The 18758-nt window shown below is 57.4% G+C and carries 15 protein-coding genes; 11 read left to right on the top strand and 4 right to left on the bottom strand.

Features of this window, described 5'->3' with window-relative positions:
• Position 1: 1 nt before the first annotated feature.
• The 3 genes from rng to tldD all read left to right on the top strand — a co-directional run bounded on the left by rng (position 2) and on the right by tldD (position 7041).
• Positions 2-1471 carry a ribonuclease G gene (gene rng / locus M2416_RS19560; protein WP_041147457.1) on the top strand — a complete coding sequence of 490 codons (1470 nt, stop codon included), beginning with the start codon at positions 2-4 and terminating at the stop codon, positions 1469-1471.
• Positions 1472-1594: 123 nt separating this feature from the next.
• Positions 1595-5395: an AsmA2 domain-containing protein YhdP gene (yhdP, locus tag M2416_RS19555; RefSeq protein WP_259226352.1), complete on the top strand. Its 3801-nt coding sequence runs from the start codon at positions 1595-1597 to the stop codon at positions 5393-5395.
• A gap of 200 nt (positions 5396-5595) precedes the next feature.
• Positions 5596-7041 (top strand): metalloprotease TldD, encoded by a 1446-nt coding sequence (gene tldD / locus M2416_RS19550; protein WP_259226351.1) that lies wholly within the window; start codon positions 5596-5598, stop codon positions 7039-7041.
• 78 nt (positions 7042-7119) lie between these two features.
• On the opposite strand, the gene aaeR is transcribed toward tldD, so the two are convergent.
• The gene (gene aaeR / locus M2416_RS19545) at positions 7120-8049 is read right to left on the bottom strand and encodes an HTH-type transcriptional activator AaeR (RefSeq protein WP_076946539.1); all 930 of its coding nucleotides are present in this window, start codon (positions 8047-8049) and stop codon (positions 7120-7122) included.
• 131 nt (positions 8050-8180) lie between these two features.
• Between aaeR and aaeX the strand changes: the two genes are divergently transcribed.
• From aaeX to M2416_RS19525, 4 genes are all read left to right on the top strand, one after another.
• Positions 8181-8384 carry a p-hydroxybenzoic acid efflux pump operon protein AaeX gene (gene aaeX / locus M2416_RS19540; RefSeq protein ID WP_004868260.1) on the top strand — a complete coding sequence of 68 codons (204 nt, stop codon included), beginning with the start codon at positions 8181-8183 and terminating at the stop codon, positions 8382-8384.
• A gap of 7 nt (positions 8385-8391) precedes the next feature.
• A complete protein-coding gene (gene aaeA, locus M2416_RS19535) occupies positions 8392-9324 on the top strand; it encodes a p-hydroxybenzoic acid efflux pump subunit AaeA (RefSeq protein ID WP_076946540.1) in 933 nt (310 codons plus the stop codon).
• 5 nt (positions 9325-9329) lie between these two features.
• Complete coding sequence (gene aaeB / locus M2416_RS19530; protein ID WP_045856525.1) at positions 9330-11297, top strand: p-hydroxybenzoic acid efflux pump subunit AaeB; 1968 nt, start codon at positions 9330-9332, stop codon at positions 11295-11297.
• Between the two features lie 157 nt (positions 11298-11454).
• Complete coding sequence (locus tag M2416_RS19525) at positions 11455-11730, top strand: barstar family protein (protein WP_041147450.1); 276 nt, start codon at positions 11455-11457, stop codon at positions 11728-11730.
• 49 nt (positions 11731-11779) lie between these two features.
• On the opposite strand, the gene yhcN-B is transcribed toward M2416_RS19525, so the two are convergent.
• From yhcN-B to argR, 3 genes are all read right to left on the bottom strand, one after another.
• Positions 11780-12046 (bottom strand): DUF1471 family stress response protein YhcN-B, encoded by a 267-nt coding sequence (yhcN-B, locus tag M2416_RS19520; RefSeq protein ID WP_045857851.1) that lies wholly within the window; start codon positions 12044-12046, stop codon positions 11780-11782.
• Between the two features lie 104 nt (positions 12047-12150).
• Complete coding sequence (gene yhcN, locus M2416_RS19515; RefSeq protein WP_041147449.1) at positions 12151-12414, bottom strand: peroxide/acid stress response protein YhcN; 264 nt, start codon at positions 12412-12414, stop codon at positions 12151-12153.
• A gap of 359 nt (positions 12415-12773) precedes the next feature.
• Positions 12774-13244 carry a transcriptional regulator ArgR gene (gene argR, locus M2416_RS19510; RefSeq protein WP_259226350.1) on the bottom strand — a complete coding sequence of 157 codons (471 nt, stop codon included), beginning with the start codon at positions 13242-13244 and terminating at the stop codon, positions 12774-12776.
• 415 nt (positions 13245-13659) lie between these two features.
• Between argR and mdh the strand changes: the two genes are divergently transcribed.
• The 4 genes from mdh to M2416_RS19490 all read left to right on the top strand — a co-directional run bounded on the left by mdh (position 13660) and on the right by M2416_RS19490 (position 18592).
• Positions 13660-14598 carry a malate dehydrogenase gene (mdh, locus tag M2416_RS19505; protein ID WP_041147447.1) on the top strand — a complete coding sequence of 313 codons (939 nt, stop codon included), beginning with the start codon at positions 13660-13662 and terminating at the stop codon, positions 14596-14598.
• Positions 14599-14843: 245 nt separating this feature from the next.
• Positions 14844-15743: a helix-turn-helix domain-containing protein gene (locus M2416_RS19500; RefSeq protein ID WP_259226349.1), complete on the top strand. Its 900-nt coding sequence runs from the start codon at positions 14844-14846 to the stop codon at positions 15741-15743.
• On the top strand, positions 15740-17173 hold the full coding sequence (locus tag M2416_RS19495; protein ID WP_259226348.1) for an arabinose isomerase: 1434 nt from the start codon (positions 15740-15742) through the stop codon (positions 17171-17173). Before M2416_RS19500 ends, M2416_RS19495 begins: the two co-directional genes overlap by 4 nt.
• A gap of 18 nt (positions 17174-17191) precedes the next feature.
• On the top strand, positions 17192-18592 hold the full coding sequence (locus tag M2416_RS19490; protein ID WP_115191780.1) for a sugar isomerase: 1401 nt from the start codon (positions 17192-17194) through the stop codon (positions 18590-18592).
• Positions 18593-18758 lie beyond the last annotated feature (166 nt).

The raw sequence follows: 18758 nt of genomic DNA, 5'->3' as shown, positions 1-18758 counted from the left end.
GATGACGGCTGAATTATTAGTGAACGTAACGCCATCGGAAACGCGCGTCGCGTATATCGATGGCGGTATTCTGCAGGAAATTCACATTGAGCGCGAAGCGCGGCGTGGGATCGTAGGCAATATCTACAAGGGTCGTGTCAGCCGAGTGCTGCCGGGGATGCAGGCGGCTTTTGTAGATATTGGCCTGGATAAGGCCGCATTTCTGCACGCTTCAGACATCATGCCGCACACCGAGTGCGTCGCCGGGGAAGAGCAAAAGCAGTTCACCGTGCGCGATATTTCCGAGCTCGTCCGTCAGGGCCAGGACCTGATGGTGCAGGTGGTGAAAGACCCCCTTGGTACGAAAGGCGCCCGTCTGACGACCGATATCACCATTCCTTCCCGCTATCTGGTGTTTATGCCTGGGGCCTCGCACGTGGGGGTTTCCCAGCGTATTGAGAGCGAAGCGGAGCGTGAGCGGCTGAAGAAGGTTGTCGCCGACTACTGCGATGAGCAGGGCGGATTTATCATCCGTACGGCGGCGGAAGGCGTACACGAGCAGGAAATGGCCGCCGATGCTGCCTACCTCAAGCGCGTCTGGACGAAGGTCATGGAGCGTAAGAAGCGCCAGCAGACCCGCTATCAGATGTACGGCGAGCTGGCGCTGGCTCAGCGCGTGCTGCGCGATTTTGCCGACGCCCATCTTGACCGCATTCGCGTCGACTCCCGCCTGACCTACGAATCGCTGCTGGAGTTCACCGCCGAATATATGCCGGAGATGACCAGCAAGCTCGAGCACTACAGCGGCCGTCAGCCGATCTTCGATCTCTTTGACGTGGAGAACGAAATTCAGCGCGCGCTGGAGCGTAAAGTGGAGCTGAAGTCCGGCGGCTATCTGGTTATCGATCAGACCGAGGCGATGACCACCGTTGACATCAACACCGGGGCCTTCGTCGGCCACCGCAATCTTGACGATACCATCTTCAATACCAACATTGAGGCGACCCAGGCGATTGCCCGCCAGCTGCGGCTGCGCAACCTCGGCGGGATTATTATCATTGATTTCATTGATATGAATAATGAAGATCACCGCCGCCGGGTGCTGCATTCTTTGGAGCAGGCGCTGAATAAGGATCGGGTGAAAACCAGCATCAACGGCTTCTCCCAGCTTGGGCTGGTGGAGATGACCCGTAAGCGCACTCGCGAAAGCGTGGAGCACGTGCTGTGTAAGGACTGCCCGACCTGCCACGGTCGCGGCACGGTAAAATCGGTTGAAACGGTGTGTTATGAAATCATGCGCGAGATCGTCCGCGTACATCATGCCTACGACTCCGATCGTTTCCTGGTCTATGCTTCTCCTGCCGTCGCGGAAACCCTGAAAGGGGAAGAGTCCCACGCGCTGGCGGAAGTCGAAATCTTTGTCGGTAAACAGGTCAAAGTGCAAATTGAACCGCTCTATAATCAAGAGCAGTTTGATGTGGTGATGATGTAATCATCTGGTTTGCCCTCGTTCGGCCTTTCGGCCGCGGTGATGCGCCGGCCGGGCGGAACCCGTGAACGCAGCGCCGAGGGGCAGATGAAGGATGAGGTGTAATAGTTTGACAAGGAGAGATGCGTGAGGCGACTGCCCGGGATATTACTGCTCACCGTGGCAACACTGATTGTTGTCATCGCACTGCTGGTGAGCGGTCTGCGTCTCGTGCTGCCGCAGCTGGACGCATGGCGCCCCCAGCTGCTGGAGAAAATCTCCGCGATCTCCGGCTCTCCGGTCGAGGCTTCCCGCCTGAGCGCCAGCTGGGAGACTTTTGGCCCCACGCTGGACGTCCGCGATGTGCAAGCCGGCCTCAAAGACGGCGGCGAGCTGTCGGTTAAACGCGTTACCCTCGCGCTGGACGTATGGCAAAGCCTGCTCCACATGCGCTGGCAGTTTCGCGATCTCACCTTCTGGCAGCTAAAAATCCACACCAACACGCCGATCCAGACCAACGACGGCGGTGAGAGCCTGAAAACCGACCACATCGGCGATCTGTTCCTGCGCCAGTTCGATCACTTTATTCTCCGCGACAGCCACCTTAGCTTCGTGACCCTCTCCGGCCAGCGCGCCGAACTCGCCATTCCGCAGCTCACCTGGCTGAACGGTAAAAATCGTCATCGCGCGGAAGGCGAGCTGAGCCTTTCCAGCCTCAACGGCCAGCACGGGGTGATGAAGGTGCGGATGGATCTGCGCGATGAAAACGGCCTGCTGAACAAGGGCCGCGTATGGCTGCAGGCGGATGATATTGACGTGAAGCCGTGGCTGGGCCGCTGGATGCAGGACAATATCGCCCTGCAGAGCGCGCGTTTTAGCCTTGAAGGCTGGATGACTATCGACAAAGGCGATATCGCCGGCGGTGACGTATGGCTGAAAAAAGGCGGCGCCAGCTGGCAGGGCGATAATCAGCCCCATCGGCTGGTGGTGGATAACCTGACGGCGCACATCTCCCGCGATAAGCAGAGCTGGGGCTTCCGTATCCCCGATACGCGGATCTCGATTGACGGCAAGTCGTGGCCTCGCGGCGCGCTGGCGATGGCGTGGATCCCGGCGCAGGACGTTGGCGGGGACGACCGTTCCCGCAGCGACGAGCTGCGCATCCGCGCGAGCAACCTTGAGCTGAACGGTCTGACCGGGCTGCAGCCTTTTGCCGATAAGCTGGCGCCCGCGCTCGGCGAAATCTGGCGCACCACCCGGCCAAACGGCAAAATTAATCTTCTGGCGCTGGATATCCCGCTGCAGGCGGCGGAAAAATCGCGCTTTCAGGCCAGCTGGAGCGACTTTTCGTGGAAGCAGTGGAAGCTGCTGCCCGGCGCGGAGCACTTCTCCGGCAGCGTCGCCGGAAGCGTAGAGAACGGCTCCCTGCATGCCAGCATGACGCAGGCGAAAATGCCCTATGAAACGGTATTTCGCGCGCCGCTGGAAATCGCGCAGGGCGACGCGACCCTTAGCTGGGTAAAGAATGAAAAGGGCTTTATGCTCGACGGGCGCAATATTGACGTACAGGCGACCGGCGTGCGCGCCCGGGGCGGCTTCCGCTATTTACAGCCGCAGGGCGATGAACCCTGGCTGGGCATTCTGGCAGGGATCAGCACCAATGACGGCGGCCAGGCGTGGCGCTATTTCCCGGAAAACCTGATGGGCAAACAGCTGGTGGATTACCTCAGCGGCGCGATTCAAGGCGGCCACTCCACCGATGCGACCCTGGTTTACGGCGGCAACCCGCACCTGTTCCCCTACCTGCACAACGAAGGCCAGTTCGAGGTTTCCGTCCCGCTGACCAACGCCACCTTCGCTTTCCAGCCGGACTGGCCGGCGCTGACCGGTCTGGACATCAACCTCGACTTTATCAACAACGGGCTGTGGATGAAGGCCGATAAGGTCATGCTGGGCAAGGTGACCGCCAGCAACCTTGATGCGGCGATCCCTGACTATTCGCGGGAAAAGCTGCTGATCGACGCCGATATCAACGGTGCGGGCAAAGAGGTTGGCCCGTACTTCAAAGAGACGCCGCTCAAAGAGACGCTGGGCACCGCGCTGGATGAGCTGCAGCTGGATGGTGGTGTGAGCGCTCGCTTACATCTCGACATTCCGCTGGACGGTGAGCTGACGACCGCCAAAGGCGACGTGAACCTCAAAAATAACAGCCTGTTTATCAAGCCTATCAATGCGACGCTGGACAACCTCAGCGGTAAATTCAGCTTTGTTAACGGCAATCTGCAAAGCGAGAACATGAGCGCCAGCTGGTTTAATCAGCCGCTGAATCTTAATTTCTCCACCGCCGAGGGGCAGAAAGCCTTCCTGGTCGACGTGGGAATGAACGCCAGCTGGCAGCCGTCGCGCACCGGCCTGCTGCCGAAAGCTATCGATGAGGCGGTGAGCGGCAGCGTGCCGTGGGACGGTAAGGTGGCGATTGAGCTGCCGTATCGCGGCAGCGCAAGCTACAAGGTCGATATTAACGGCGATCTAAAGAATGTGAGTAGTCGCTTACCTGCGCCCGTAGACAAGCCAGCCGGCGAAGCGCTGCCGGTGAAAATTAACGTCGCGGGCGGGCTCAGCAGCTTTGATTTGACCGGCTCCATTGGCGCGAAAAACCATATCAACAGCCGCTGGCTACTGAACCGCAAGCTGACGCTGGATCGGGCGATTTTAACCTCCGACAGCAAGGCCATTTCGCCGCTCCCCGAACAGGCTGGCGTAGAGCTCAACATGCCGCCGATGGACGGCGCGCAGTGGCTGGCCCTGTTCCAGGGCGGTGCGGCCAATGAAGTCAGCAGCAATATCATCTTCCCCGAGCGGATCACCCTGCGGACGCCGTCGCTGACCTTTGCCGGGCAAAGCTGGAATAACGTCAGTCTTGTCTCCCGACCGGAGGCCGGTGGTTCGAAGGTTGAAGCGCAGGGCCGGGAAATTAACGCTTCCCTGACCATGCGCCAAAACGCCCCGTGGCTGGCGGCCATTCGTTACCTCTATTACAACCCGACCGCCGCGCAGAAGAGCGATGCGGCGCCGGGCGGCAGCAATCCTTTTGCCGATAGCCGAATTGATTTCCGCGGCTGGCCGGATCTCCAGCTGCGCTGCGCGGAGTGCTGGCTGTGGGGGCAAAAATACGGGCGTATCGACGGCGACTTCGCGATTAGCGGCGATACGCTAACGCTCGCCAACGGGCTGGTGGATACCGGTTTCGGCCGTCTGACCGCCGATGGCGTGTGGGTCAATGCGGCAAGCGGCGTACGCACCTCGTTGAAAGGTAAGCTTCATGGCAATAAAACGGACGCTTTCGTCGGCTTCTTTGGTGTCTCAACGCCGGTGAAAGGCTCGTCGTTTGACGTCGACTACGATCTGCACTGGCGCGCGCCGCCGTGGCAGCCGGACGTGGCCTCGCTTAACGGGGTGCTGAAAAGCCGCCTTGGAAAAGGCGAGTTTACCGACATTAGCACCGGTCACGCCGGCCAGCTGCTGCGCCTGCTGAGCGTAGATGCGCTGCTGCGCAAGCTGCGCTTCGACTTCAGCGATACCTTCAGTGAAGGGTTCTGGTTCGATTCGATCCGCAGTACCGCATGGATTAAAGATGGCGTGCTCAATACCGATGATACGCTGGTTGACGGCCTTGAAGCGGATATTGCGATGAGAGGCTCGGTGGATCTCGTGCGCCGCGAACTGGACCTGCAGGCGGTGGTGGCGCCGGAAATCTCGGCGACCGTCGGCGTGGCAACGGCGTTCGTGATTAACCCGATTGTCGGGGCCGCGGTGTTTGCCGCCAGCAAGGTGCTGGGGCCGCTGTGGAATAAGGTGTCTATTTTGCGCTATCGCATCACCGGTCCTATCGATCAGCCGCAAATCAATGAAGTGCTGCGCCAGGCGCGCAGCGACAAAAAGCAATGATTTGACGATTGCGGGGAATTATCGCACTCTCAATATATAGCGTTCTATACCCGTTATATTTCAAACTGCAGATGCGTTGGCTACGCCTGTTGACCCCGGAGCTAAGCTGCCGGGGTTGGTCAGCTGCCGCCTTTCTGCAACCTGAACGATTATGGGTACCTATTTCCGCCTGACGGGCGGCAACAAACGAGTAGCAAACGATGAGTCTGAACCTGGTAAGTGAACAATTACTGTCGGCAAACGGCCTGAGCCATCAGGACCTTTTCGCCATTCTTGGCCAGCTGGCCGAGCGCCGTCTTGATTACGGCGATCTCTATTTTCAGTCGAGCTATCACGAATCCTGGGTTCTGGAAGACAGCATCATCAAAGATGGTTCGTATAATATCGACCAGGGCGTCGGCGTTCGCGCGGTAAGCGGCGAAAAGACCGGCTTCGCCTATGCTGACCAGATCAGCCTGCTGGCGCTGGAACAAAGCGCGCAGGCGGCGCGTACCATCGTGCGCGACAGCGGCGACGGTAAGGTTTGCACTCTTGGTGCGGTGGAATATAGCCCTCTGTATGCCAGCATCGATCCGCTGCAAAGCATGAGCCGCGAAGAGAAGCTGGATATTCTGCGTCGCGTAGACAAAGCGGCGCGGGCCGCCGATAAGCGCGTGCAGGAGGTTTCTGCCAGCCTCAGCGGCGTGTATGAACTGATTCTGGTTGCGGCGACCGACGGTACGCTGGCGGCGGACGTTCGACCGCTGGTCCGCCTTTCCGTCAGCGTGCTGGTGGAAGATGATGGCAAACGTGAGCGCGGCTCCAGCGGCGGCGGCGGACGCTTTGGCTACGACTATTTTCTCGGCAGCGAAGAGGGCGAAGTTCGCGCTGACGCCTGGGCAAGAGAAGCCGTGCGCATGGCGCTGGTTAATCTCTCCGCCGTGGCGGCCCCGGCCGGCATGCTGCCGGTGGTATTAGGCGCGGGCTGGCCTGGGGTACTGCTGCATGAAGCGGTAGGCCACGGCCTGGAAGGCGACTTTAACCGTCGCGGGACGTCGGTGTTCAGCGGCCATATGGGCGAGCTGGTGGCGTCTGAACTCTGTACTGTGGTCGATGATGGCACCATTGCCGATCGCCGCGGTTCGCTGGCTATTGACGATGAGGGTACGCCGGGGCAATACAACGTGTTGATCGAGAACGGTATCCTCAAAGGCTATATGCAGGACAAGCTCAACGCCCGCCTGATGGGCGTCGCGCCTACCGGTAACGGCCGTCGCGAATCCTACGCGCATCTGCCGATGCCGCGTATGACCAACACCTACATGCTGGCGGGTAAATCGACGCCGCAGGAGATTATCGAATCGGTTGATTACGGTATCTTTGCGCCAAACTTCGGCGGCGGCCAGGTGGATATCACCTCCGGCAAGTTTGTCTTCTCCACCTCTGAAGCCTATCTGATTGAAAAAGGGAAGGTGACTAAGGCGGTGAAAGGGGCGACGCTTATCGGCTCCGGGATCGAAGCCATGCAGCAGATTTCTATGGTGGGGAACGATCTGAAGCTCGATAGCGGCGTTGGCGTTTGCGGTAAAGAGGGCCAGAGCGTGCCGGTTGGCGTCGGTCAGCCGACGCTGAAGGTCGATAAGCTCACCGTCGGCGGCACTGCCTGAGTATCCTCAATACGCCTTCGCATTCGTCGAAGGCGTAACCTTTCCCGTGCTTATCCCGCCGAGCGTTATTGCCAGCGGCTAGTGGTCGAGCCCGCGGCCGTGCATCCCCTGATAAATTTTCGCCACCTCGACAAAATACTCGGTCAGGTAGTTAATGCACACCTGGACCTTCAGCGGCAGCTTGTCTTTTTCGGTATAGAGCGCGTACACCGGGCGGGGATCCGACTGATAGCTTGGCAGCAGGATCTCGAGCTCCCCGCGGTTGATCTCTTCGATCGCCCACATCAGCGGAACGTAAGCGACGCCGACGCCGGCGGTCAGCCAGCGCACCAGGGTCATCGGATCGTTAGTGACGAAGCGCCCCTGCGGGATCAGCTTCGTCGAGATCCCTTCCGGCGCGATGATTTCGAATTCGTTATCCGGACGCACGCTGTATTCAAGCCAGGAGTGGCTGGCGAGATCCGCCGGCTTTTCCGGGGTTCCCGCCTGCTGCAGATAGCTCTTTGCCGCGCAGAGCAGCATCGGCATCGACCCCAGACGACGTGAAAAGAGGCTGGAATCCTGCAGCGCGCCGACGCGAATAACCACGTCCAGGCCGTCGGCGATCAGGTCCGGTGCCGGGATCCCGGTGACCAGGTTAACCGACAGTCCGGGGTACTCTTTGAGCATGCCTGCGGTAATGTGGGACAGGACATTCTGTGCCATAGTTGAAGAGCAGCCGACGCGCAGCGTGCCGATTGGCGTGTTGTTAAACGCGTAAAGCTGCTCGTGGACGTCCTGGGCTTCATGCAGCATTCGGCGGCAGCCCTGATAATAAATTTTCCCGGCTTCCGTTAAGGCAAGGCTGCGGGTGCTGCGGTTAAGCAGCTTTACCTGCAGCTCATCTTCCAGCCTGGATACGGTTTGGCTGATTGAAGAAACGCTCATCTGGAGCTGGCGGGCCGCGGCGGTAAATGAACCCAGTTCAACCACTCTGGCAAAAACGGACATGCGTTTTAGTCGTTCCATTGTTCACTCTGACTTAAAAGTGATTTAGATCACATAATATAGATCATGCTGCAATTGTTACGTTACTATATTGTTAGCTACATAATAAATGCTTCACGCTTACCACCTGTACGCTTCTTATCAAGGTCATCATGAGTCTGTTTCCTGTCATCGTGATTTTCGGCTTGTCGTTTCCGCCGATCTTCTTTGAGCTGTTAATATCGCTGGCCATTTTCTGGCTGGTGCACCGACTGCTGGTTCCCACCGGCATCTACGACTTCGTCTGGCACCCTGCACTGTTTAATACCGCGTTATATTGCTGCCTTTTTTATCTGATATCGCGTTTGTTCGTTTGAGGTTGATGTGAAAACACTAACAAGAAATATCTTCCGTACCGCAATCACTGTGATACTGGTTATCCTGGCATTTGTCGCAATTTTTCGCGCGTGGGTCTACTACACCGCATCGCCGTGGACGCGCGATGCGCGCTTTAGCGCCGACATCGTGGCCATCGCCCCCGACGTCTCGGGGCTGATTTCGCAGGTTAATATCAAGGATAACCAGCTGGTTAAGCAAGGTCAGGTTTTATTCGTGATCGACCAACCGCGCTACCAGAAGGCGCTTGAAGAGGCCGAGGCCGACGTCTCCTATTACCAAACTCTGGCCCAGGAAAAACGCGTTGAGGCCGGCCGTCGTAACCGGCTCGGCGTTCAGGCAATGTCCCGGGAGGAGATAGATCAGGCCAATAACGTTCTGCAGACGGTGGAACACCAGCTGGCAAAATCGGTGGCAAGCCGCGATCTGGCGAAGCTCGACCTGCAGCGGACGGTTATCCGCGCGCCGGCCGATGGCTGGGTGACCAACCTCAACGTCTACAGCGGTGAATTTATTACCCGCGGCTCTACGGCGGTGGCGCTGGTGAAACAGGATACCTTCTACGTGGTGGCCTACCTCGAAGAGACCAAGCTGGAAGGCGTACGTCCGGGCTTCCGGGCGGAGATAACCCCGCTGGGCAGCAGCAGCACGATCAAAGGGACGGTTGACAGTATTGCCGCCGGGGTAACCAACGCCAGCAGCAGCAGCGATGCAAAAGGCATGGCCTCCGTGGACTCGAACCTTGAGTGGGTGCGCCTGGCGCAGCGCGTACCGGTGCGTATTCGTCTCGATAAGCAGCAGGGCAACATTTGGCCGGCGGGAACTACCGCAACGGTGGTGATCACCGGGAAAGAGGACCGCGACGTCCGCCAGGCGAATTTCTTCCAGAAACTGGCCCTGCGCCTGCGTGAGTTTGGTTAATCATCATGGGGATCTTCACTATTGCCCCCCGGCACCTCCGCTTTGCCATTAAGCTGGCGTGCGCGGTGGTGCTGGCACTCTTTGTTGGCTTCCACTTTCAGCTGGAAACGCCCCGCTGGGCGGTGCTGACGGCGGCAATCGTCGCCGCGGGCCCGGCGTTTGCCGCCGGGGGAGAGCCCTACTCTGGCGCCATTCGCTATCGCGGGATGCTGCGTATCGTCGGCACCTTTATCGGCTGCATTGCGGCGCTGGCTATTATTATCCTGATGATCCGCGCCCCGCTGCTGATGATGCTGGTGTGCTGCCTGTGGGCCGGATTCTGCACCTGGATCTCTTCCCTGGTGCGAGTTGAAAACTCCTACGCCTGGGGACTCGCGGGCTATACCGCGCTGATCATTGTTATCACCATTCATACCGATCCGATGCTGGCACCGCAGTTTGCCGTCGAGCGCTGCAGCGAGATCGTGGTCGGTATCGTCAGCGCCATTGTGGCGGACCTGCTGTTTTCGCCGCGGTCGATCAAAAAAGAGATCGACCTCGAGCTGGATAACCTGCTGGTTGAACACTATCGCCTGATGCAGCTCTGCGTGGCGCATGGCGACAGCGAAGTGGTGGATAAAGCCTGGGGAGCGCTGGTTCGCCGGACCAGCGCGCTGGAAGGCATGCGCGGAAACCTGATTATGGAGTCCTCGCGCTGGGCCAAGGTCAACCAGCGGCTGAAGGCGATTAATACTCTCTCCCTGACGCTGATCACCCAGGCCTGCGAGACCTACTTAATCCAGAACTCACGCCCGGAAATGGTGACGGATGATTACCGTGAGCTGTTCGCCGAGCCGGTTGAGAGCGTGCAGGACGTCCATCGCCAGCTGAAGAGAATGCGCCGCTTTCTGACCTGGAAAGGGGAGCATAATACGCCGGTCACGATCTATAGCTGGGTCGGCGCCGCGACGCGCTATCTGCTGTTAAAAAGGGGCGTGGTCGGCAATACCAAAATTAGCCGCATTGAAGATGAGGTGCTGCGGGGCGAAGTGGTCATCAAGGCCGAGTCGGCCGAGCGCCACCATGCGATGGTAAACTTCTGGCGAACCTCCATTTCCTGCATTCTCGGCACCTTGTTCTGGCTGTGGACCGGCTGGACCTCCGGCAGCGGGGCGATGGTGATGATCGCGGTAGTCACGGCGCTGGCGATGCGCCTGCCGAACCCGCGGATGGTGGCGCTGGACTTCCTCTACGGGATGCTGGCGGCGCTACCGCTGGGGGCGTTTTTCTTCCTCGTGATTATGCCCGCCACGCAGCAGAGCATGCTGCTGCTGTGCATTAGCCTGGCGGTGATGGCATTCTTCATCGGGATTGAAGTACAGAAGCGGCGGCTGGGTTCGATGGGGGCGCTGGCCGGTACCATTAATATCCTGGTGCTGGATAACCCGATGCAGTTCCAGTTCAGCCAGTTCCTTGACAGCGCCTTAGGCCAGATAGTCGGCTGTTTCCTCGCGCTGATGGTTATCCTGCTGGTGCGGGATAATTCGCGGGCGCGCACCGGGCGCGTGCTGCTCAATCAGTTTGTCTCGGCGGCGGTGTCATCGCTCACCACCAATACCGCCAGGCGCAAAGAGAACCATCTCCCGGCCCTCTATCAGCAGCTCTTCTTATTGCTGAACAAGTTCCCGGACGATATTGCCCGTTTCCGCCTGGCGCTGACGCTGATTATTGCTCACCAGCGCCTGCGCGATGCCCCGGTGCCGGTTAACGACGATCTGTCGGCATACCATCGCCAGCTGCGCCGCACGGCGGATCACGTTATCTCCGCAGGCAATGACGACAAGCGTCGACGCTACTTCTCCCGCCTGCTCGACGAGCTGGATATTTATCAGGAGAAGCTGCGGCTCTGGGAAGCCTCGCCGCAGGTGACGGAGCCGGTCCGACGGCTGGTGGAGATGCTGCGTAAGTATCAGCATGTGCTGACAAATAGCTAAAGACTAAAAGCCGACGCCTGAAGCGTCGGTTTTTTTATCGCTATACTTATTCATCAACGGTACCCCTTCGATGGAGAAATATAAGGATGGCAAAGCGACCGTCCGGCGGTATGGTATTTAGCGGGGAATAGCTGCGGGTATTAAGCGGGGGCGGGCGATGACGGTCTACACGTTTGATTTCGATGACATAGCGGAACAGCAGGATTTCTATCGCGAGTTTTCACGCGTCTTTGAGCTGGGTCGGGAGAGAGTCAACAACCTGGATTCGCTCTGGGAAGCGACCACCGGCGGACTGCTGCCGCTACCGCTGGAGATTGAGTTTATTCACTTGAGCGATAAGCAGCGACGGCGCTTTGGCGCGTTGATTCTGCTGTTTGATGAAGCGGAAGAGGAGCTGGAAGGGGAGCTGCGTTTTAATGCCAGACAGGCATAAAAAAGCCCCCGACAGGCGGGGGCAAGTCGTCGGATAAGACGACGAGGGTTTATTTGTACAACTCAGCCGTAGCGTGCCAGCTGTCGCCGGTACGGGCTTCAATAATACGGTAGCTGCTGGCGCCTTCTTTAGCGGCTTTCGCCGCCAGTTCCTGGCGCATATCCATCGGCGCGCTGCCTACCTGCGAGACAGAAACGGTGCCCATGGACTGTAGGTTTTGCGCCTGTTCGGCGTTGACCTGCTGTACGGCGGCGCTGGCGCCGAAGGAGAGTACGGAAGCCAGGCCCAGGGATGCGATGATCATTGCAGTTTTCATAATTTTTACTCCAACCATGTTGATTGCAGCGGCGGGAGGTTTGCGATGTACCTGGGCCGCTGGAGATATTCTGTATTCAGTTAATAACCGACTGTCGTTAACGCTTATTTATAAAGTTCTGCCGTTGCGTGCCAGTGGTCACCGGTGCGCGCTTCGATAATGCGATAGGAAGAAGCCCCTTCTTCCTGCGCTTTTTTGTTCAGCATTTCGTGCATATCCATCGGGGAAGCACTTACCGCGCCGACGGAAACGGTGCCGATTGACTGACGGCCTTGAGCCTGATCGCTGTTGATTGAATCAGCGGCAAAAGCGCCAAAAGAGAGAACGGACAGGATACTGAGTGCAGCTACGGTTGTTTTGATTTTCATGATGTTCACCTCGTCGAATCTTTTTATTGAGGGCTCTTTGTTTCGTGACCCTCATCACAAAATCAAGTATACACTAATCACCAAAAATATTAATACCGTGCTAATTGTTTTGAGTGTAAATAATTACATAGAAATGTCTTTTTTATAACGTATAAGAATTAGAAATGTCATTTATTAGCCGCAGGTGCCCGCTATTTCTAATAAAATCATATGGATGGATGTATTTGATATTTTGTGCGTTTTCGGCCCATTCATTCAGTAAAGGAATGTATAGGCGTGAAAAACCACACTAAATGTTAAAAAAATGCTGCATTTTTTGAAGGACCCTCCGGCGGCAGCCAGAGGGTGAGGGAGAGGGCTTAGAGTTCTTGCTCAAACAAGACCAGAATCGCGTCGTGCAGATCTTTGACGGTAAAGCCTCTGGCCGGGGTGGTAAATATGGTGTCATCGCCGGCAATACTGCCGAGGATGCCTTCCGCTTTACCCAGGGAGTCGAGAAGACGCGCGATGAGCTGCGCCGCGCCTGGGCTGGTATGGATAACCACGACGGCGTCGTTATAGTCGATGTCCAGTACCAGGTTTTTCAGCGGGCTGGACGTCGTCGGAACGCCAAGCTCGGCAGGCAGACAGTAGACCATTTCCATTTTGGCATTGCGGGTGCGTACCGCGCCAAATTTTGTGAGCATGCGCGAGACTTTCGATTGGTTGATATTATCGAAACCTTCTTCCTGCAGCGCCTGAACGATTTCACCTTGAGAGCTGAATTTTTCTTCTTTAAGCAGCAGTTTAAATGCTTTAACCAGTTCTTCTTGTTTTGCCGAAGTTCGCATAAGTCACCCAGATTATGGTGGTAAAAACAACATCATTATGCATAATCATGAATTTTTATGCAAATAATCCGCAAGGGGATAAAGTAAATAATGTTATGAAGGGGGCATATTTTAGCAAATAACCCTGCTAAGGAACATGCCTTCATCACGGGGCGTAAATAGCTGTAAAAGTAAATTAAATGTTATGAGATTGGTGTTGTTTTGCCGAACAGGCTGGGTGTATTGTAACCACTAGTCGGTCCGGTACTACGCTTTGCTGGATGGTCAGTCTCAGGGATGAAAATGCGAAGCGGATGCATCGCTGCGCACCAGAACGCATTCTTCAACCATACTTATTGTAATTGTTCATCTTGTGAATTAAGGTCCAGGCGACGGAGTAACGAAAGACTATATTAACCATAATAAGGAGTTTAGGATGAAAGTTGCAGTCCTCGGCGCCGCTGGTGGAATCGGCCAGGCGCTTGCCCTACTACTTAAGACCCAACTGCCTTCAGGTTCAGAACTCTCGTTGTACGACATTGCTCCGGTAACCCCGGGCGTGGCGGTTGATCTTAGCCATATCCCTACCGATGTAAAAATCAAAGGTTTCTCCGGTGAAGACGCAACCCCGGCGCTCGAAGGCGCTGATGTGGTGCTGATTTCCGCTGGCGTTGCGCGCAAGCCAGGAATGGATCGCTCCGATTTATTTAACGTTAACGCCGGTATCGTGAAAAATCTGGTTCAGCAGATTGCCAAAACCAGCCCGCAGGCCTGCATCGGTATTATTACCAACCCGGTGAACACGACGGTGGCGATTGCGGCAGAAGTGCTGAAAAAAGCCGGCGTTTACGATAAGAACAAGCTGTTTGGCGTCACCACGCTGGACATTATCCGCTCTAATACCTTTGTCGCTGAGCTGAAAGGTAAATCCTCATCTGATGTCGAAGTGCCGGTGATTGGCGGCCACTCTGGCGTCACAATCCTGCCGTTACTGTCACAGATTGCTGGCGTAAGCTTCAGCGAACAAGAGGTGGCAGACCTGACGAAACGTATTCAAAACGCCGGCACCGAAGTCGTTGAGGCCAAAGCCGGTGGCGGATCGGCAACCCTCTCTATGGGCCAGGCGGCAGCGCGTTTCGGCCTCTCGCTGGTCCGCGCGATGCAGGGCGAGAAGGGCGTGGTGGAATGCGCCTATGTTGAAGGCGATGGTCAGTACGCGCGCTTCTTCTCACAGCCGCTGCTGTTGGGCAAAAATGGTGTAGAAGAGCGCCGTTCGATTGGCACGCTCAGCGCGTTTGAACAACAGGCGCTGGAAGGCATGCTCGATACGCTGAAGAAAGATATCGCCCTGGGCGAAGATTTCGTTAATAAGTAACCGTGCTGATTTGTGAATGATATAAACGAGCGGGCAGCCTTGCCCGCTCGCTGTTTTAAAGCCTCTGCTGGTCCACTCGCCTTTAATTGTTATCAAAATGTGATCGCCTCTGCAACTTCTGCAATCCCTTCCTGATTCTTGATTTTTTGGTCACGCTACGACCGAATTTCCACCCGGCTCTTAAGGCGGCGCGGCTTTTGGCTGGCTTATATTGATTCCACCTTGCCGCCATCACCGGGAAAAACATGACCTCCTTAATGCTAAAGCGCAGTGATTACTTCGCGAGTGCCGCCCATCCGGTGGCGGTGGAGCACCGCTGTCCGCAGGGTATCTTTCCTTTGCATCGCCATGATTTTGATGAAATTGTTATCGTCTGGCGCGGTAATGGACTGCATATCTGGAACGGGTTGCCGTACCGAATTACCTACGGCGACGTGCTGTACGTGACCCAGCAGGATAGCCATTATTATCAGTCGGTCGATAACCTCGAGCTGGGCAACATTCTGTTTTGCCGCGACCGCCTGCGCCTGGGCACTGACTGGCACAATCTGCTGCCCGGCACGGAAACCCACCAGCAAAGCCGCAGCTGGCGATTGACCCGGGAATCGCTGGCGTTGATTCGCCAGCACGTTGAGCGCCTCGCCGCGGAGTGCAGCAAGCGGGATCCCCTCTCTTTACGCCTGACCGAGTCGATATTTCTCGAACTGGTACTTTTGCTAATGCGCCACCGCTATGCGCCTGACACGCTGGCTTCTCGCGCCCGTCAGGATATCGATCTGGTCATTGCCAGCCTCGGCTCGCGGCTGAATGAGAAGTTTGAGCTGGAGTCCCTCTGCGCGCAGCACCAGCTTTCTCCGCGTTCGGTGCGCGACGCTTTCAAACAGATAACCGGTATGACCATCAGCCGCTACCAGATGCAGCGCCGCCTGTGCCGCGCCATTACGCTGCTCGGCACCAGTGAACTCTCCATTGCAGAAGTGGCGGCGGTGAGCGGATTTAGCGACAGCAACTACTTCGCGGTCATCTTTCAGAAAACCTTTAACCAGTCCCCCAGCCACTGCCGGCGAGCGCTGCAGGAACGGGGCCCGGGACGCGGTCATTTTCCTTTCTCAGAAGATTTATCCTCATCAGGAGACAACCTATGAACACACCCGTCGTGCTTAATGCCGCGCTGTTTGGTATCGGGCTCAATACCTACTGGCCACAGTTCAGCGGCCTTGAGCAGCGCCTGCTGGGCTATCTGCAGGAGATTGAAGGGCAGCTCTGCGCGCCGTCGATCGATATTATCAACGGCGGGCTGGTCGATTCGCTGGAGAAAAGCGATGCGCTGGTCCGGCGCCTCAGGCAGTTTTCCCCGGACGTCATCGTGATCGCCATCAGCACCTACGCCCTGAGCTCGACGGTGCTGCCGCTGGTGCAGCAGTTTAGCGTGCCGGTGCTGATCCTCGCTCTCCAGCCCGAGCGCTCCTTGCCGTATAGCGTGATTCGCGATCTGCCCGATCGCGGGGCGCGCACCGGCGAGTGGCTGGCGCATTGCCAGGCATGCAGCGCGCCGGAGCTGGCGAACGTGTTTAATCGCGCCGGGATCCGCTGGGAAATGATCGTCGGGGCGCTGCATAACGATCCTCACGTCTGGCGTGAAGCCGGCGCCTGGCTGACGGCGCTGACCCTGAAAAAGCAGCTGGCGCAGACGCAGATTGGCGTGCTGGGCCACTACTACAACGGCATGTACGACGTCTATTCCAACATGACGAACCTCTCGGCAAAGCTTGGCGTGCGCTTCCAGCCGCTGGAGATGTGCGAGCTGCTGAGCTGGCGCGAGCAGGTTTCCGCCAGGCAGATAGAAGAGAAGCTGCGGGAAATAAAAGAAACGCTGGTCATCGATGACAGCTGCGATGAGCGGGAGCTGCTGCGGGCAACGCATACCGCCGTCGCCCTCGACGGCCTGGTCCGGGAAAACAAACTGCACGCGCTGGCTTACTACTACGAAGGCACGCCGGGCAGCGCCCATGAAAATATTGTCACCTCACTGATTCTGGGCAACACGCTGCTCACCGGACGCGATATTCCGGTCGCCGGGGAGTACGAGGTTAAAAACGTCATCGCGATGAAAATTCTCTCGCTGCTGGGGGCCGGAGGTTCGTTTGCTGAACCTTACGGCATTGATTTTGATGATGATGTTGTGCTGTGGGGACACGATGGTCCGGCGCATCCGGCCATGGCGGAAGGAGAGGTGCGTCTTGTTCCTTTGCCGGTTTATCACGGCAAGCCCGGCAAGGGGATCTCAATCCAAATGAGCGTACGCAACGGGCCGGTTACCTTTCTGTCGGTGGTAGAAGACGTCAATAACCGGGTGATTTTGCAGTACGCCGAAGGGGAGTCGTTGGCAGGTGAAGTGCTGGATATCGGCAATACCAACAGCCGCTACCGCTTCGCCTGCGGCGCCCGGGCCTTCACCGAAAGCTGGTCGCGCGGTGGGGCTGCTCATCACTGCGCCATCGGCATCGGCCACCACGGTGCAACGCTTGAAAAGCTTGCCGGCCTGCTCGGCGTGGCGGCTACCCGCATTGTATAACCGCAAAGGAGAACCTGTATGAGTGCAAAAATTGGTATTTTCGCTATCGGCCTTGAGGCTTACTGGCCGCAGTTTTCGGGCATGAAAGAGCGCCTGATGGAGCACCATCATCGGCTACTGGAAAAATTCTCGCCACGCGACGTCGTTGCCGTCGGGATGGTAGACAACCCGGAAAGGGCGCGGGAGGCGGGGCTGCGCTTTCAGGCGGAAGACGTGGATATTATCTTCTGCCACCTGACAACTTACGCCTCGTCAGAGTCACTGCTGCCGGTCGTGCGCGCGCTGGGCAACGTGACGCTGGTGCTGCTGAACGTGCAGTCAGTACCCGCGCTGGATCTGGATAAAACCCGGACTATCGACGACTGGCTGGGCCAAGGCTGTACCTGCGCCGGGCTGCCCGAAATGACTGCCGTGCTGCGCCGTTTCGAGCATTCTTTTGCGGTGGTTTCCGGCTATCTCGAGGGAGATACGATCCTTGATGAGAAGATGAGCCAGTGGTGCGATGCGGCCAACGCCTGTCGTCGTCTAAAGTCCGGGAATATTGGCATTCTTGGCCGCCCTTATCCGGGGATGATGGATCTCAACGTCGATGAAACGCAGATTTTCCGCACTTTCGGCAGCTACGTGAAGCACCTGAACTGGGAAGACATTGCGGCCAATATTGCTCACGGCTTTAACCAGGACGACATTGAGCGGGTGGGACGGGAGGTGAAAGAGGTGTTCCGCCTGCCGGAGGATCTGGATGAGCAGCACCTGACCTCAATGATTGAGGTCTATCTGGCGACCCGCAAGCTGGTGGACGATCACCGGCTGATTGCGCTGTCGAACCACTTCGAAGTGCAGCCTGGCGGCTATATGCACCAGATAATCTCCGCGTCGAATCCGGTCTTTTCCATGCTGACCCGCCAGGGCATCGCCTGCCCGGTAGAGGCCGACATCAAAACGGCGATCGCGCTGACGCTGATGAAATCCCTGGCCGGCAGTGCGACGCTGACCGAGCTTTACTCGATGGATTTTAACCAGGATCTTTGCATCGTTGGGCACAGCGGGGCGGGCGATCCTGACATCGCCGATGAAAAATCCCTGCTCAAAATGAGCCCGGTCTTCCACGGCAAGCCGGGCAGCGGTTTTCTGACGCAGTTTACCCCGGCTACCGGGCCGGTAACTCTGGCTTCAGTGACTCAAGGGGCCGACGGACAGTACATGCTGGTGCTGGCCGAGGGCGAGTTGGTGGAAGGTAAAACGCTGCAGCTTGGGGATACCAACGCCCTGTTCCGTTTCCGCAAAGGGCTGCGCGCTTTTGTGGATGAGTGGTCCGCTTGCGGCCCGACCCACCACTGCGCCATGGGACGGGGATACCACGCCCAGGCGTTTCATAAACTTGGGCAGCTTCTGAAGATCCCTGTTCACGAGGTGTGATCTTTAGCGCGCACGATCGTCCCGATCCGATTGCCGTAGCGCGCCGTACGACCTGTGGGAAGCCCGTTTTCTCCCATTAATCCTTACTTTTTGTGATACCTGCTATCGCCTGGCCTCCCTTTGCCGAAATTTGGCCCAGGGAGCCTGACTATTCTCTTGTGAGGTT

The organism is Klebsiella sp. BIGb0132 (genome assembly GCF_024810075.1).
Taxonomy (GTDB): Bacteria; Pseudomonadota; Gammaproteobacteria; order Enterobacterales; family Enterobacteriaceae; genus Klebsiella; species Klebsiella terrigena.
The sequence above is the reverse complement of the archived record's forward strand: the minus strand, read 5'-3'. Positions and strand labels throughout refer to the sequence as shown.